The sequence below is a fragment of the Microbacterium sp. Leaf161 genome (assembly GCF_001423645.1).
Taxonomy (GTDB): Bacteria; Actinomycetota; Actinomycetes; order Actinomycetales; family Microbacteriaceae; genus Microbacterium; species Microbacterium forte.
In genome coordinates, this window is sequence record NZ_LMOW01000001.1 from 425,933 (window position 1) to 440,829 (window position 14,897).

General features: G+C 67.7%; 14 protein-coding genes. 3 read left to right on the top strand and 11 right to left on the bottom strand.

From position 1 onward, the window contains the following. Positions 1-19: 19 nt before the first annotated feature. The 6 genes from ASF87_RS02115 to ASF87_RS02140 all read right to left on the bottom strand — a co-directional run bounded on the left by ASF87_RS02115 (position 20) and on the right by ASF87_RS02140 (position 6,820). On the bottom strand, positions 20-2,410 hold the full coding sequence (locus ASF87_RS02115; RefSeq protein ID WP_056373818.1) for a bifunctional salicylyl-CoA 5-hydroxylase/oxidoreductase: 2,391 nt from the start codon (positions 2,408-2,410) through the stop codon (positions 20-22). A 1-nt stretch (position 2,411) separates the two neighbouring features. Continuing rightward, on the bottom strand, positions 2,412-4,073 hold the full coding sequence (locus ASF87_RS02120; protein WP_056373820.1) for an AMP-binding protein: 1,662 nt from the start codon (positions 4,071-4,073) through the stop codon (positions 2,412-2,414). A gap of 33 nt (positions 4,074-4,106) precedes the next feature. Further along, on the bottom strand, positions 4,107-4,973 hold the full coding sequence (locus ASF87_RS02125) for an acyl-CoA thioesterase (protein WP_056373823.1): 867 nt from the start codon (positions 4,971-4,973) through the stop codon (positions 4,107-4,109). After that, positions 4,970-5,410, bottom strand: coding sequence for a cupin domain-containing protein (locus ASF87_RS02130; RefSeq protein WP_056373825.1), 441 nt, complete (start codon positions 5,408-5,410; stop codon positions 4,970-4,972). The genes ASF87_RS02125 and ASF87_RS02130 overlap by 4 nt, the downstream gene beginning before the upstream one ends. 78 nt (positions 5,411-5,488) lie before the next feature. Continuing rightward, complete coding sequence (locus tag ASF87_RS02135) at positions 5,489-6,316, bottom strand: PaaX family transcriptional regulator (protein ID WP_235558846.1); 828 nt, start codon at positions 6,314-6,316, stop codon at positions 5,489-5,491. A 45-nt stretch (positions 6,317-6,361) separates the two neighbouring features. Next, the gene (locus ASF87_RS02140; RefSeq protein ID WP_056373829.1) at positions 6,362-6,820 is read right to left on the bottom strand and encodes an Lrp/AsnC family transcriptional regulator; all 459 of its coding nucleotides are present in this window, start codon (positions 6,818-6,820) and stop codon (positions 6,362-6,364) included. 177 nt (positions 6,821-6,997) lie between these two features. Here ASF87_RS02140 and ASF87_RS02145 point away from each other — a divergent pair, with 177 nt between their 5' ends. Further along, complete coding sequence (locus ASF87_RS02145; RefSeq protein WP_056373831.1) at positions 6,998-8,422, top strand: amino acid permease; 1,425 nt, start codon at positions 6,998-7,000, stop codon at positions 8,420-8,422. 49 nt (positions 8,423-8,471) lie between these two features. Beyond that, on the top strand, positions 8,472-9,671 hold the full coding sequence (locus ASF87_RS02150; protein ID WP_056373832.1) for a pyridoxal phosphate-dependent aminotransferase: 1,200 nt from the start codon (positions 8,472-8,474) through the stop codon (positions 9,669-9,671). Positions 9,672-9,777: 106 nt separating this feature from the next. On the opposite strand, the gene ASF87_RS02155 is transcribed toward ASF87_RS02150, so the two are convergent. The 5 genes from ASF87_RS02155 to ASF87_RS02175 form a co-directional block, all read right to left on the bottom strand. Next, positions 9,778-10,179: a VOC family protein gene (locus ASF87_RS02155; RefSeq protein ID WP_042538820.1), complete on the bottom strand. Its 402-nt coding sequence runs from the start codon at positions 10,177-10,179 to the stop codon at positions 9,778-9,780. Positions 10,180-10,261: 82 nt separating this feature from the next. Continuing rightward, positions 10,262-11,407, bottom strand: coding sequence for a UDP-N-acetylmuramate dehydrogenase (locus tag ASF87_RS02160; protein ID WP_442922790.1), 1,146 nt, complete (start codon positions 11,405-11,407; stop codon positions 10,262-10,264). After that, on the bottom strand, positions 11,407-11,805 hold the full coding sequence (locus ASF87_RS02165; RefSeq protein ID WP_056373834.1) for a MaoC/PaaZ C-terminal domain-containing protein: 399 nt from the start codon (positions 11,803-11,805) through the stop codon (positions 11,407-11,409). Before ASF87_RS02165 ends, ASF87_RS02160 begins: the two co-directional genes overlap by 1 nt. Further along, on the bottom strand, positions 11,805-12,260 hold the full coding sequence (locus tag ASF87_RS02170) for an FAS1-like dehydratase domain-containing protein (RefSeq protein ID WP_056373836.1): 456 nt from the start codon (positions 12,258-12,260) through the stop codon (positions 11,805-11,807). The genes ASF87_RS02165 and ASF87_RS02170 overlap by 1 nt, the downstream gene beginning before the upstream one ends. Before the next feature lie 60 nt (positions 12,261-12,320). Then, on the bottom strand, positions 12,321-13,121 hold the full coding sequence (locus ASF87_RS02175) for a sulfite exporter TauE/SafE family protein (protein WP_056373838.1): 801 nt from the start codon (positions 13,119-13,121) through the stop codon (positions 12,321-12,323). Positions 13,122-13,283: 162 nt separating this feature from the next. Between ASF87_RS02175 and ASF87_RS02180 the strand changes: the two genes are divergently transcribed. After that, positions 13,284-14,855 (top strand): AMP-binding protein, encoded by a 1,572-nt coding sequence (locus tag ASF87_RS02180; RefSeq protein WP_056376293.1) that lies wholly within the window; start codon positions 13,284-13,286, stop codon positions 14,853-14,855. Positions 14,856-14,897: the final 42 nt, after the last annotated feature.

Genomic DNA, 14,897 nt, shown 5'->3' on the forward strand with positions numbered 1-14,897 from the left:
CGCGTCGGCCGACGCTGATTCAGTGGGCGAGGACGTCCAGCGTCTTCGGTGCCGGCACCCAGCGGCGATGGCTCGACCCGGCGCCGTCTCTCTGCGGATCCCGCACGAGAGCGAGCCGGGGGCGAACCGCGTCGGTGCGCGACGACGTCGGCTTGCGTGATCCCGCGCGAAACTGCGGCACCCATTCGGCCCCCGCTCCGCGATAGCCCTGATCCGCAGCCGCATGCAGGGTCCACTGTGGGTCCCACAGGTGAGTGCGCCCGAGAGCGACGAGGTCGGCGCGCCCCGCCAGCAGGATCGAGTTGACGTCGTCATGACTCGAGATGGCCCCGACGGCGATCACGCTGACCCCTGCGGCGGCCGCCACCCTATTGCGGATCGCGTCAGCGAAGGGGGTCTGGTAGCTGCGACCGAACTGCGGACGCTCGTGCTTCGCGATCTGCCCCGACGACACGTCGATCGCCGCAGCACCGTGCGCGATGAAGGCGCGGGCGATCTCGACCGCGTCGTCGACCGTGTTGCCTCCGTCGACCCAGTCCTCCGCCGACAGACGCACGGTGAGCGGCCGTTCTTCGGGCCATGCGGCGCGCATCGCGTCGAACACCTCCAGGGGGTACCGCAGTCGGTTCTCGAGCGAGCCGCCGTACTCGTCTGTGCGCCGGTTCGACGCCGGCGACAGGAACGATGAGATGAGGTAGCCGTGAGCGGCGTGGAGCTCGGCAAGATCGAATCCCGCATCGGCGGCGCGACAGGTCGCCGCGACGAACTCTTCGCGGATCGCCGTCATCGTCTCGCGATCGAGCTCTCGGGGCACCTGATTGTCCGCCCCATAAGGCAGCGCAGACGGCGCGACCGTGTTCCAGTTGCCCTGCTCGAGCGGCTGGTCGATGCCGTCCCACATCCGGCGGGTGGACCCCTTGCGCCCCGAATGACCGATCTGCACGCCGATCCTGGCGGTCGACTGACCGTGCACGTAGTCGACGATGCGTCTCCACGCTCCCGCCTGCTCGTCGGTGTAGAGCCCTGCGCACCCCGGTGTGATCCGCCCCTCGGGCGACACGCACACCATCTCGGTCATGACGAGTCCAGCACCGCCCATCGCCTTGGAGCCGAGGTGCACCAGGTGGAAGTCGCCCGGAACCCCCTCGACTGACGAGTACATGTCCATCGGCGACACGACGATGCGATTCTTCACCTCGAGTCGACCGATGCGATGCGGTCGGAACATCGCCGGTTCGTCGGCGTCGCGGCTCGGAAGAGGCACCCCTCGGACGATTTCCGTCGCGAACTCGGGGTCGCGCACCGCCAGGTTCTCGAGCGTGATCCGACGACTCCGGGTCAGCAGATTGAACGCGAACTGCAGCGGTTCCTGATCGGCATACTGACCGATCCTCTCGAACCATTCGAGCGACGCCTGCGCCGCGCGCTGCGTCGAGGCGACGACGGGACGACGCTCCGCCTCGTAGGCGTCGAGCGCCTCGTCGAGCGATGTGTGCTCGTGCAGGCACGCGGCGAGCGCGAGGGCGTCCTCCATGGCGAGCTTCGTGCCGGAGCCGATCGAGAAATGCGCGGTGTGCGCTGCATCGCCGAGGATCACCAGGTTCTCATGGTGCCAGTGATCGTTTCGCACCGTGGTGAAGTTCAGCCACTTGGAGTTGTTCGTCAGCACCTCGTGACCGTCGAGCACGTCGGCGAAGAACCCGCGGATCTTCGCGACCGAACGCTCGTCGCTGACGCCGGGAGGGAAGACCTCGTTCTCGGTCGCGTCGAGGCCTGCCGCTCTCCACACGTCCTCGTGCATCTCGATGAGGAAGGTGCTTCTCTCGTCGGAGTACGGGTAGCCGTGCAGCTGCATCACTCCGTGCGGCGTGTGCAGCACCGCGAAGGTGAACGCTTCGAACACACGATCGGTGCCGAGCCACATGTACTTCGAGACGCGACGATCGAGAACGGGCCCGAAGCGGTCTGCGAACTGCCCCCGCACGAACGAGTTGATGCCGTCAGCACCGAGCACGAGGTCGTACTGCTCCATGAGCTCGGCCGCCTCCGGCGCGGGCGTGCGGAAGAGGATCGTCACCCCGAGCTCGAGGCAGCGCTGCTGCAGCAGCTGCAGCAGCTCCTTGCGGCCCATCGCCGCGAAGCCCTGACCGCCGATGGTGTGGGTCTCGCCGCCGAAGACGACGTCGATGTCGGTCCAGCGCGCGAACTGCTCGCCCATGCGCTGCGCGATCACCGGGTCGGCGTTCTCGATCCCGCCGAGGGTCTCATCGCTGAACACGACGCCGAACCCGAAAGTGTCGTCAGGCGCGTTGCGCTCCCAGACCGTGATCTCGTGGGTGGGGTCGAGCTGCTTCATGAGAGCGGCGAAGTAGAGCCCCGCGGGGCCTCCGCCGATGACTGCTGCGCGCATGTCAGGCTCCTCGGGTTTCTGTGACGGCGACGTCGGCCGAGGCGGCCGCGCGTTCGCGGAGGATGAAGTGCTGCACCTTGCCGCTGGGATTGCGGGGCAGCTCGGTCAGGTAGTCGACCCGACGCGGGCACTTGTAGACGGCCAGTCGGGATTTGACGTGATCGAGGATGCTCGTCGTGAGCTCGGCGGACGGTGAGACGCCGTCGCGCGGGACGACGAATGCCGCGACGATCATGCCGCGCTCGGGATCGGGGCAGCCCACGACGGCGCACTCGAGAACATCCGGGTGTCCGAGCACGACCTCCTCGACCTCGGGAGCCCCGACGTTGTATCCGGCCGTCACGATCATCGAGTCGTTGCGGGCCTGGAATGTGAAGTAGCCGTCTTCGTCTTGCACGAATGTGTCGCCGGTGATGTTCCAGCCGTCGTGCACGTAGACGCTCTGACGCTCGTCGTCGAGGTAGCGGCATCCGGTCGGCCCGATCACACCCAGACGCCCGGGCTCGCCGACCCCGAGCTCGCGCCCGTCGTCATCGAGGATCACGGCCCGGTAGCCGGGCACGGCTCGCCCCGTGGCTCCGGGACGGATGTCGTCGCCCGATGCCGAGATGAACACGTGCAGCATCTCGGTCGCGCCGATGCCGTTGACCAGTCGGAGTCCGCTGGCGGCCTCGACCGCATCGAAGGTCGAGATCGTGAGGTGCTCGCCCGCGGCGACGGCGATGCGCAGACGGCGCAGCTCAGCGGCCAGTCCTTCTTTGATCACACTGCGATACCCGGTCGGAGCCGTGTAGAGCACGGAGATGCCGAGCGGTTCGATGAGCTTGGCGAGTTCGACCGGGGTCGCGCGCTCGACGAGAACCATGGCTCCTCCGGTGCGCAGGGGGAACACGACGTTGCCGCCGAGGCCGAAGGTGAATGCGAGCGGCGCCGTGCTCGCGCTCACGTCATCCGAGGTGAGGTGCAGCACGTGGCGAGCGAAGGTGTCGGCGTTGGCGAGGATGTCTCGGTGGAAGTGCATCGTGATCTTCGGCACGCCGGTGGTGCCGCTGGTGGCGCCCAGGAGAGCGACATCGTCGGCCGCAGTGTCGACCGGCGTGAAGTGGCCGCTCTTGGCCTCGCAGGCACGGATCAGTGCATCGTCGTCGCCCCCGAAGACGAGCACGGCGGGCGCGACGGCCAGCTCGGCGAACGCCGCCTCGGCGTCGGTCACGCCTCGATGATCCACCACCGCGACGGCGGGACGCACTCGCTCGGCGATCGGGCGCAGTTCTCTTGCACGCCACGCCACCATCGTCGTGACGACGACCATTCCCGCCTTGAGCGCGCCGAGCCAGCAGACTACGGTCCACGGGCCGTTGAGCATTCGCAGGAGCACCCTGTTGCCCGGAACGAGGCCGAGGTCCTCGGTGAGGACCTGAGCGAACTGGTCGACGCGCGCGCGCAGTTCCCGGTAGCTCCAGGATGTGCCGTCGGCGAGCAGGATCGCCGGGCGGTCTGCGCCGAACCTGTCGATGGTGCGGTCGAGAAGCTCGACCGCGGCGTTCAGCCGCTCGGGGTACTGGACGTCGGGGATCGTGAACTCGAGGGTGGGCCAGAGGTGGGCCGGTGGCAGCGCATCGCGCGTGAAGGTGTCGACGTGCGCTGAGGGGGAAAGCGTCATTGCTGGTCCCTTCGGACTGGAGTGGAGATGTGGTCAGAGCGGACGACCCGGGCGGATCATCCCCTCCTGCGCGACGGTGGCGACGAGCCGCCCGTCACGGGTGTAGAACCGCCCGAGGCCGAGACCGCGGCCGTCGGAGATCGACGCGGACTCCTGCGCATAGAGCAGCCATTCATCAGCACGAGCGACTGTGTGGAACCACATGGCGTGATCGAGACTGGCCGTCACCAGCCCCTCGGTGCGCCAAGGGAGTCCGAGCACACGCAGCACCGGCTCGAGGATCGTGTAGTCGCAGACGTAGGCGATCGCCAACTGGTGGGTGCGCGGGTCGTCGTCGAGCCGGGAGAAGGCGCGCACCCAGACCGCCTGATGCGCCGTGCGCTCTCCCTCGATCTCGAGGTAGACGCTGCCGGGCACATGCCGCATGTCGAAGCTGCGGCCGTGCGACCAGTACTCGACGTCGGCGCCGTCGACGCCCGAGAGCACTTCGGCTGACGAGAGCAGCAGCTCGGGCATGGGCACCTCCGGCATCGGCGGAGCATGCTCGGGGAAGGCCTCGGACACATGGAACGACGCGGTCGCCATGAACGCCAGCTTTCCGTGCTGATGACCTCGCACGTGCCGAGTCGAGAACCCCCTGCCGTCGCGGATCATCTCGACCTCGTAGTGCACGGGCTCCGCCACATCGACACCGCGCAGGAACGTGCTGTGCACGGAGTGGAGGGACCGGTCGTCGCCCACCGTGCGGAGTGCCGCAGCCACGCTCTGGGCGACCAGATCTCCGCCGTAGGCCTTGGGCCACGGCACCGGCTGCGGCTGGGCCGCGAACGCACGATCGGCTCGTGTCGTCATCACTTCGGTCAGGGCGATCGCCCGATGGAACGTGGCAGAGGTGCTCATACGCGACGGAAGCCCTCGAGCGTCGAGTCGTCGACGTCGTCGAGGTTCACCACGATGTTGTCGGGGGTGCGTGTCGTGAGCCAGACGAGCTCCTCGGTCACCGACATGTTGGCTTCGACGTGCGGCATGAACGGAGGCACGAAGACCCAGTCACCGGCCGTCATGTCGAGGTATTCGCGATAGCCCTCGCCGAAGTAGATGCGGCCCGTGCCGCGGAGCACGTATCCGCCGGTCTCGGCCTCGCCGTGGTGGTGCGGGAGCGACCGGTAGCCCGGATCGTTCGACACCTGGCCGAACCAGATCTTCGTGGCCTCGGTGTGCTGCGGTCCCACGCCTGAGACGCGGACGCACCCGCCCGACGACATCGTCTGCGTGTCTTCTTCTCCGCTGCGGGTGACCTGCGGGACTCTGTCCCAGCGCAGTTCGTGCTCGGTCATGAAAGCTCCTTCGCTCCGTGTCGAAGAAGTGTCACACATGTGACGACCGTCACGCAAGTGCGATACCGATATGCAGTGTCAGGTCATCACGGATGTCACGAATCGCTCGGCCGACGGCTCCAGGCCCGAGTGGAGCTCGGCGAAGACGCGGGCCGCCTCGACGCCGATCCACCCGTCCGGAAGCAGCCCGAGCGGCAGACCCGGATCCAGATAGACCAGACGACGCCACTGTGTGATTGCGCGCACGTGAGCCGCGAATGCGAGTCGCTCGTCGGTCTCGCCGATCACAGCCCCGAAGGCTTCGACGAACCCCCGGTAGAGCGGCTCCATCGCCTGGAGGTCCCACCACTCACGCACGGCCTCGTCGAGCGGGTCCGACGATACCCTCGAGCCGAGGAACAGCTCGACGTAGCCGTCGAGACCGGTGCCCTGCAGCGCCGTCCTGGTCTCTTCAGCGATCAGGCCCGGAGCGATCCAGAGCCCTCCGCTGACCTGCCCGAAGCCCAGCCGCTGCAGGAGCTTGCGCAGCTGATGGCGCAGCGGCCGCTCACTCTCGGGAACACTGAAGGAGGCGAGTAGCCAGGGATCGGCGGTCTCGGCTCTCCGCGATTCGAAGATTCGGCGATCGCCGGCCGCGAAGACGCCTTCCAACGACGACGACAGCCGGTAGGCGCCTCCCCCTTCGCTCACGAGGATCCCGCGCTGCTTCAACCTCGAGACCGAAGAGCGCACGACACCGGGGTCGATGCCCAGCGCGGACATCATCTCGATGAGGGCGGCGATGCGGATCTCGCCCCCGTGCGCACGGACATATCGACCGAACACCGTCACGATGAGGTGCTGCGGCCGGACTCCGGCCTCAGGCGTCAGCTCGTCAGCATCCATCGGCATCCCGTCCGCACTCATGAGCATTCAGCGTAGCGGCCGGACCACGGCGCCCTGCCCCGCCGCTCATGCCGAGGCCAGGCCGACGGCGTGCTCGAATACGAGGTGCGTCTGCGATTGGCCGAGGTCAGGGTGCGCCCCGATGTTGACTCTGATGAACTCGCGCAGGGCGGGCACGTCGGCGACAGCGACGTGGATCACGAGGTCGCGGTCGCCGCCCAGGAGGAAGACCTGCTGCACCCCGGGCAGCGCTCGCATGAGCGGAACGAGATCGGTGACCTGACTGCGCGCGTGGTCGAGCACCGCGACCGACACCAGCGCGCTGATCGCCGCCCCCGCCGCCTGCGGGTCGACGACTGCACGGTAGCCGCGGATCACCCCGGCGTCCTCGAGCAGGCGCACACGACCATGGCACGTCGACGGCGGGAGTCCGACACGGGCCGCCAACTCCTTGTTCGACAGCCGTCCGTCCCGAGACAGCTCGTGCAGGATCCGTCGGTCGCCATCCGTCACCGTGAACATCATCGTCCCCCTTTTTCGCGCCCCAGCTCGAACAGGATTCGAGAATTCGGAAACATCTCGAATCATCTTCATGACTGTGCCATCGAGGTCGAATCCTTGCAAGACTCTCGTCGCGCACGGGTCCGAAGAAGGCCACGGCGGCGCTCCTCACCCGAATGCAACGACGCTGGAAGGACAGCCATGGCTGAATTCTCCGACATCCAGACCCGAGAGATCGGTCTGCAGAAAGCCCTCACGGCGCGGCAGCTCGGCATGATCGCGCTCGGCGGCGCGATCGGCACAGGCCTGTTCCTCGGCAGCAGGTTCGCCATCGGATTCGCCGGACCCAGCGTCGTGCTGAGCTACCTCATCGGCGGCGTGATCGCCCTGCTGCTGATGGCGGGACTCGCCGAGATGACCGTGCAGCATCCGACCTCCGGATCGTTCGGCGCCTATGCCGAGCACTACATCGGGCCACTCGCCGGGTTCCTCGTGCGATACATGTACTGGGCATGCATCGTGCTCGCCGTCGGCACCGAGGTCACCGCCGTCGGCGAGTACATGCAGCTGTGGTTCCCCGACATCCCGCCGTGGATCTGGGTCATCCTGTTCGGCGGAGCACTGATCCTCGTCAACGCGATGAACGTCAAGAGCTTCGGCACGCTCGAGTACTGGTTCTCGGCGATCAAGGTCTTCGCGATCATCGCGTTCATCGTGGTCGCGGGCTGGCTGGTCTTCTTCTCGGGCGACCAGAAGCGCGGAGTGCACAGCTGGGCGACAGAAGGCGGTTTCATGCCGAACGGCCTGAGCGGCATGTGGTTCGCCGTGATCGTCTCGATCTTCAGCTACCTCAGCATCGAGATGATCGCCGTCGCGGCCGGCGAGGCCGCCGAGCCCGAGAGAGCGGTCAAGAAGGCCTTCAAGGTCACCGCCGTCCGACTGCTCGTCTTCTACATCCTGACGCTGTCGCTGATCGTCTCCATCGCGCCGGTCTCCGAGATCCTCTCCGGATCGAGTCCGTTCGTCACGGTCATGCAGGTCATCGGCGTCCCCTTCGCGGACTCGGTGCTGAACTTCGTCGTCATCATCGCCGCACTGTCGGCGATGAACAGCCAGCTGTACATCTCGACGCGCATGATGTTCTCGCTGTCGCGCGCCGGCGAGGCGCCGCGGATGTTCGGCCAGGTCGGCAGGAACGGCGCTCCGCTGAACGCCCTGCTGCTCTCGACCGGCGGCATCGCGGTCGCCACCGTGATCTACGTGCTGAATCCGGCCGATGCCTTCGCGATCATGTTCGCGATCTCCATGTTCGGCGCGCTCTTCACGTGGTTCATGATCTTCGCGACGCACGTCGCGTTCCGCCGCCGCCTGGCCGCGCGCGGCGAGCAGCCGAAGTACTCCGTGCGGGGTTCCCGGCCGGGCGCGATCGTCGGCGCCGTGCTGATGCTCGCGATCGCGATCTCGACCGCGCTCACCGACGAGTTCCGCGCGACGCTGCCGTTCGGCCTCCCGTGCCTCGCGATCGCGATCGGCGCGTTCTTCCTCGTGCAGCGGCAGCGACGACGAGCACGAGACGCTGCGCCCGTCGAGTCCGCGGCGAGCGCCGGAAAGAACCACGATTCTTGACGGCGTCCGACCCGTCATCCGGTCGCCCCACCCGAGTACGCTCGTAGTCGTGACCGAACGCGCTCCTCTCTCTCGCAAGCTCTCCGCCATCGCCGAATCCGCGACCCTCAAGGTCGACGCCAAGGCGAAAGCCCTCAAGGCCGAAGGCAAGCCCGTCATCTCGTATGCCGCGGGCGAGCCCGACTTCGCGACGCCGCGGTTCATCGTCGACGCAGCGGCCGAGGCTCTCGCCGACCCGGCGAGCTACCGCTACACCCCGGCTCCGGGTCTTCCGGCACTGCGGGAGGCCATCGCCGCGAAGACCCTGCGCGACTCGGGCCTGCAGGTCTCACCGAGCCAGGTGATCGTGACCAATGGCGGCAAGCAGTCCGTGTACCAGGCGTTCCAGGCAGTGGTGAACCCCGGCGACGAGGTGCTTCTTCCCGCTCCGTACTGGACCACCTACCCCGAGGCGATCCGCCTCGCCGACGGCACCCCCGTCGAGGTGTTCGCGGGCGCCGACCAGGACTACAAGGTCACCGTCGAGCAGCTCGAGGCCGCTCGCACCGAGCGCACCACCGCGCTCGTGTTCGTCTCCCCCTCGAACCCCACGGGCTCCGTCTACACGGCTGAAGAGACCAAGGCCATCGGCGAGTGGGCTCTCGAGCACGGGATCTGGGTCATCTCCGACGAGATCTACCAGAACCTGACCTACGAGGGCGTCAAGGCGACCTCGATCGTCGAGGCCGTGCCCGAGGTGGCCGGCCAGACGATCCTCGTCAACGGCGTCGCGAAGACCTACGCGATGACCGGCTGGCGCGTGGGCTGGATGGTCGGACCGGCGGATGCCATCAAGGTCGCCGCCAACCTGCAGTCGCACCTGTCGAGCAACGTGAACAACGTCGCCCAGAAGGCCGCGATCGCCGCACTCAACGGCCCCCAGACCGAGGCCGAGCAGTTCCGCGAGGCGTTCGACCGCCGTCGCCGCCTGATCGTGTCGGAGCTGTCGAAGATCGACGGACTCGTCGTGCCCAACCCGCTCGGCGCGTTCTACGTCTACCCCGACGTGCAGGGTCTGCTCGGCCGCACCTGGGGCGGCAAGACGCCGACCACTTCGCTCGAACTCGCCGACCTCATCCTCGAGCAGGCAGAGGTCGCCGTGGTTCCCGGCGAGGCGTTCGGTCCCTCCGGCTACATCCGCATGTCGTACGCGCTCGGCGACGACCAGCTCCTCGAGGGCGTGCAGCGCCTGCAGCGTCTGTTCGCCTGAGTCGCACTCCCACTCTGCCGCGACACCCGGGACCCCCTCACTCCACATGCATGTGAGGGGGTCTCGGCGTCATGGCCGGACTCGATGATCAGAGTCCCGCTCGCGCTCATTCCTCGTCGTGGAATCCGATCAGCCAGCGGATGCCGTAGCGATCGATGACCGTGCCGTCGTAGTCGCCCCAGGGGCGCTTCTGCAGGGCGTCGATCACGCGACCGTCCGAGGCCAGCTGGTCGTACCAGCTGGTCAGCGTCGAGGCATCCGCGGTGCCGAGCAGCGACAGGAACATCCCGCTCATCTGCACCGCGTCATCGTCGGCTCCGGCATCCGCACCCGCGAGCCCGACCGGCCCCGCGAGCTGGCCGTGTGCGATCGCATCTCCCGGCCCGTCGTGTCGTCCGGCGCCGGCGTAGTCGAGGAGTTGAAGCTCACCCCCGAAGACCGAACGGTAGTGCTCCAGCGCTTCGGCTGCGTTCCCGGGGAACAGAAGGTAGGGGATCGGTCCGCTCATGCCGCGAGTGTACGGCGAACGGGCGACGTTGTCAGTCGGGCCGATGCCGCCGGTCGCCCGGCGCTGCACGGGCCCGACGACCTCAGAGTTCGACGCCGAGCAGCACGGGCTCCGGCTGCAGCACGAGCCCGAACTCCGCATGGACGCGGCTCTGGATGAAGCGGGCGAGCTCGGAGACCTCGGCGGCAGTCGCGCCGCCGCGGTTGGTGAGGGCGAGAGCGTGCTTGGTCGAGACGGATGCCCGTGACCTCGGCAGCTTGAAGCCCTTGCGAATTCCGGCCTGCTCGATCAGCCAGGCGGCACTCACCTTCACGTCGGGGGCCTCCGGCTTCGCAGCGGGCACATAGCCGTCGTACCAGGCGAGGGGGATCACCGTGACGGTGTCGAGGTCAGGGGTCACCGGCCAGCGCGGGCACTCGGGCGGAAGGGCGCGGGCGACGACCTCGGGCACGATCGCATTCTGGAAGAACGAGCCGACGCCGTGCGTATCGGGGTCGTTCTCGTCGAGCAGCATGCCCTTCGACGCGCGCGTGGCGAGGATCCGCTCCCGCACCCACGCGAGCGGCACAGGGGCGTCGGAGTCGAGTCCCAGCGCCCTGCGCAGCTGCTCGCCGCGGACGACGCGCTCTTCGGCGACGAGAAGATCGACCGTGACCGACAGGATGACGGCACGGCGCTGCGGCACACCGCCGTAGTGATGCTTGAGCACGGAGGTTCGGAACCCGAGCCCGAGCTCGGATGCCGGGACGACCGACACCTCGCCCGTCGCCTCATCGATGAGCTCGACCTCGACCAGGGTCTCTTGGATCTCCTGACCGTACGCACCGATGTTCTGCACCGGCGAGGCGCCGACGGTGCCCGGGATTCCGCTCATCGCCTCGAGTCCGGCATACCCGTGCTCGACGGCGTAGGCGACGAGATCGTCCCAGCCGTGCCCCGCCTGCACACGAAGGCGGATGCGTCCGGCATGCGGCGACGGAAGCTCCTCGATGCCGCGGGTGAGGATCCGGATGACGGTTCCCTCGAACGGTTCGTCACCGATGAACAGGTTGGAGCCGCCGCCGAGGACGAACCACTCGTCGCCGCGTGACCACACGTCTGTGAGCGCGTCGACCAGCTCGGCGGTGGTCGACGCGTCGAGCATCCGCTCGGGTGCCCCACCCGTTCGGAGAGTCGTCAGAGCGGCCAGCTTGAGCGGCTCGACCTCGCGCACCACGCCGTCGCCCATCAGGAGGCGACGCGCAGCTGCGCCTTGACGAGGACCGTCGTCTCGCCGAAAGTGACCTTGAGGTCGATGCGCGTCGATTCCTCATCGATGGTGCCGACGGTGGCGACGACGTGAAGGTCGGCTCCGTCTGCGGGGTCGACCACGACCGGCTTGGTGAATCGCACGCCGTAGTCGAGGATGCGGGTGCCCGGTTCGAGGGCCGCGACGACCACCGACGAGGCGATGCCCATCGTGAGCATGCCGTGCGCGAGGACGCCGGGCAGACCCACCTCGGCGGCGATGTCGTCACGGTAATGGATCGGGTTGAAGTCGCCCGATGCTCCCGCGTACCGCACCAACGACTCGCGGGTGATGTGCACCGTGCGCTCTGCGACGACGTCTCCGACAGCGAACGGCATCACTCTGCTCCTTCTTCGGCGCCGACCAGCAGCACGCTGGTGGCGGTGACGACGTGCTCGCCGGCGGCATCCGTGATCTCTGCCGCGCTGGTGATCATGGCGTTGCCACCCATCATGCGGATGGCGGTCACGCGCAGCCGGCCGGTGAGCTCGTCGCCCGCCACGATCGGGCGCGAGTAGGCGAACTTCTGCTCGGCGTGGATCGTGCGCGCCAGCACGATGCCCGAGTCCGGTTCGGCGAGCAACTGCTGCAGCGTGAGATCCTGAATGACCATCGCGAAGGTCGGCGGCGCCACGACATCGGCGAAACCGGCCGCACGCGCAGCCTCGACGTCGGTGTGCTGCGGAGCGTCGGCGAAGACCGCGCGCGCGAACTCGCGCACCTTCTCGCGACCGACGAGATAGGGGGACGTCGGCGGGAACTCCCGGCCGAGAAGATCTTGGTTCACTGCCACCCCTCGATCCTACGTTCTCGGTCGTGGAGCTCGGTGCCCGAAGGCCGGATCAAACGCTGCTCAGTCCTTCTTCTTGCGTCCCTTGATCGCCTTCATTGCCATCTGCACCGCGATGACCACGAGGTATGCCGCGAACAGCATGTTGCCGACCTGCGGGTCGATCAGCGTGGCCAACCACGCGCCGAGCGCGGTGGTGGTGCACGCTGACACTCCGACCAGCGCCGCAGCGAGCAGGTCGACGTTGCGGTTGCGCAGGTTGCCGATCGTGCCTGAGATCGCGGTGGGGATCATCATGAGCAGCGACGTGCCCTTGGCGACCAGGTCGCTCGTGCCGAAAGCGAGCATCAGGATCGGCACGACGATCACGCCTCCGCCGACGCCGATGAGCCCTGCCAGGATGCCGGTCGCGACGCCGACCAGCACGAGGGCGATCCCGTTGAGCAGCTGCAGCTCGAACTCCGCGTCTCGCGAAGGGATGACCAGGAACAGGCTGACGATGACGACGACGAGGAAGCCGACGAAGAACCAGCGCAGCACGGTCTGCGAGATCTTCGGCAGCATCCGGGTGCCGATCTGCGCGCCGACGACGGAGCCGGCGGCGAGGATCAGCGCGGGGATCCAGGCGACCGATCCGTTGATCGCATACGAGACGACGCCGACCGTCGCGGTCGGGACGATCGCGGCGAGCGACGTGCCTGCGCCGAGCCGCTGGTTGAAGTGCAGGAAGAGCACGAGCAGCGGAACGATCACCGTGCCGCCGCCGACGCCGAAGAGGCCGGAGAGGAGGCCCGCGATCAGGCCGATGCCGATGAATGCCGTATAGGCGCGAGGCCCTCTGCTCAGGGTCTCTGCATCAGTCACCGGATCAGCCTACTCGCAGGCGCGCTCCCTTACTCGCGCCGCACTGCGGGGGCCCGCGTCCCGACCGCCGCGCGAAGGATCCCCCTGGGACCCGGTCTCCTCCTGTGCGACACTGGATCGCATCAGACGGCGTCGTCGATGACCCGGATCGAAGGAGATCTCATGGTGCGCAGTTCCTACCCCGATGTCGAGATCCCGGCGGTCTCGATCCACGACTTCCTGTTCGGCGATGTCGAGGACGACCGCCTCGACGCGATCGCGATCGTCGACGGTGTCAGCGGCGCCACCACGACCTATCGCCAGCTGATCGCACAGATCGACCTGTTCGCGGGCGCCCTCGCCGCACGTGGAGTGGGCGTCGGAACGAAGGTGGGCGTGTTGTGCCCCAACATCCCTGCCTTCGCGACGGTCTTCCACGGCATCCTGCGCGCAGGAGCGACGGCCACCACGATCAATTCCCTCTACACACCCGATGAGATCGCGAATCAGCTGACGGATGCCGAGGCGACATGGCTCATCACCGTCTCACCGCTGCTTGCCGGGGCGAAGGCGGCAGCCGCGGCTGTGGGCCTCGACGACGACCACGTCATCGTCCTCGACGGCGCCGACGGGCATCCGTCGCTGCCCGCCCTGCTCGGCGAGGGGCGCACTGCACCCGAGGTGAGCTTCGATCCGGCAACTCATCTCGCGGTGCTCCCGTACTCCTCGGGCACCACCGGTCGCCCCAAGGGCGTCATGCTCACGCACCGCAACCTGATCGCCAATGTCAGCCAGTGCCGCTCCACGATCTCTCTCGGTGACGACGACCGCGTGCTCGCCGTCCTGCCCTTCTTCCACATCTACGGCATGACGGTGCTGCTGAACTTCGCGCTGCGTCAGCGCGCGGCCCTGGTCACGATGCCCAGGTTCGATCTCGCCGACTTCCTTCGCGTCGTCCAGGAACACCGGACCAGCTGGGTCTTCATCGCGCCGCCGATCGCCGTCGCCCTCGCGAAGCACCCGCTCGTCGACCAGTACGACACCTCGGCGATCAAGGTCATCTTCTCCGGGGCCGCTCCCCTCGACGGCGGCCTCGCGTCTGCGGTCGCTGATCGCCTCGGCTGCACGGTGTGCCAGGGCTACGGCATGACCGAGACCAGCCCGGTGACCCACGCGATCCCCTACGACCGACCGGACATCGACCGGTCGTCGGTCGGCATGCTGCTCGCGAACACCGAGGCGCGCCTCGTCGCAGAAGACGGCACCGACGTCGATGCGCCGGACGAGGGCGCCAGCGAGCCGGGCGAGCTGCTGATCCGCGGGCCCCAGGTGATGGCCGGCTACCTCAACAGGCCCGACGCCACAGCCGAGATGCTCGATGACGACGGCTGGCTGCACACCGGCGACGTCGCTACCGTGACCCACGACGGCATCTTCCGCATCGTCGACCGGCTCAAGGAGCTCATCAAGTACAAGGGCTACCAGGTCGCGCCGGCAGTGCTCGAGGCGGTGCTGCTCGAGCATCCGTCCATCGCCGATGCGGCTGTCATCGGCGTGCCGGACGCCGATGGACAGGAGGTCCCGAAGGCGTTCGTGGTGGTGCAGCAGGGCGCGGAACTCGATGCGGATGCCGTGATGGCACACGTCGCCGCGCACGTCGCACCTCACGAGAAAGTGCGACAGGTCGAGTTCATCGACGCGATTCCGAAGTCCGCATCCGGAAAGATCCTGCGCAAGGATCTGCGTACGCGCTGATTCCAGCGCCCGGAAACGGAGAAGCCCGCCGTCCCTTTCGGG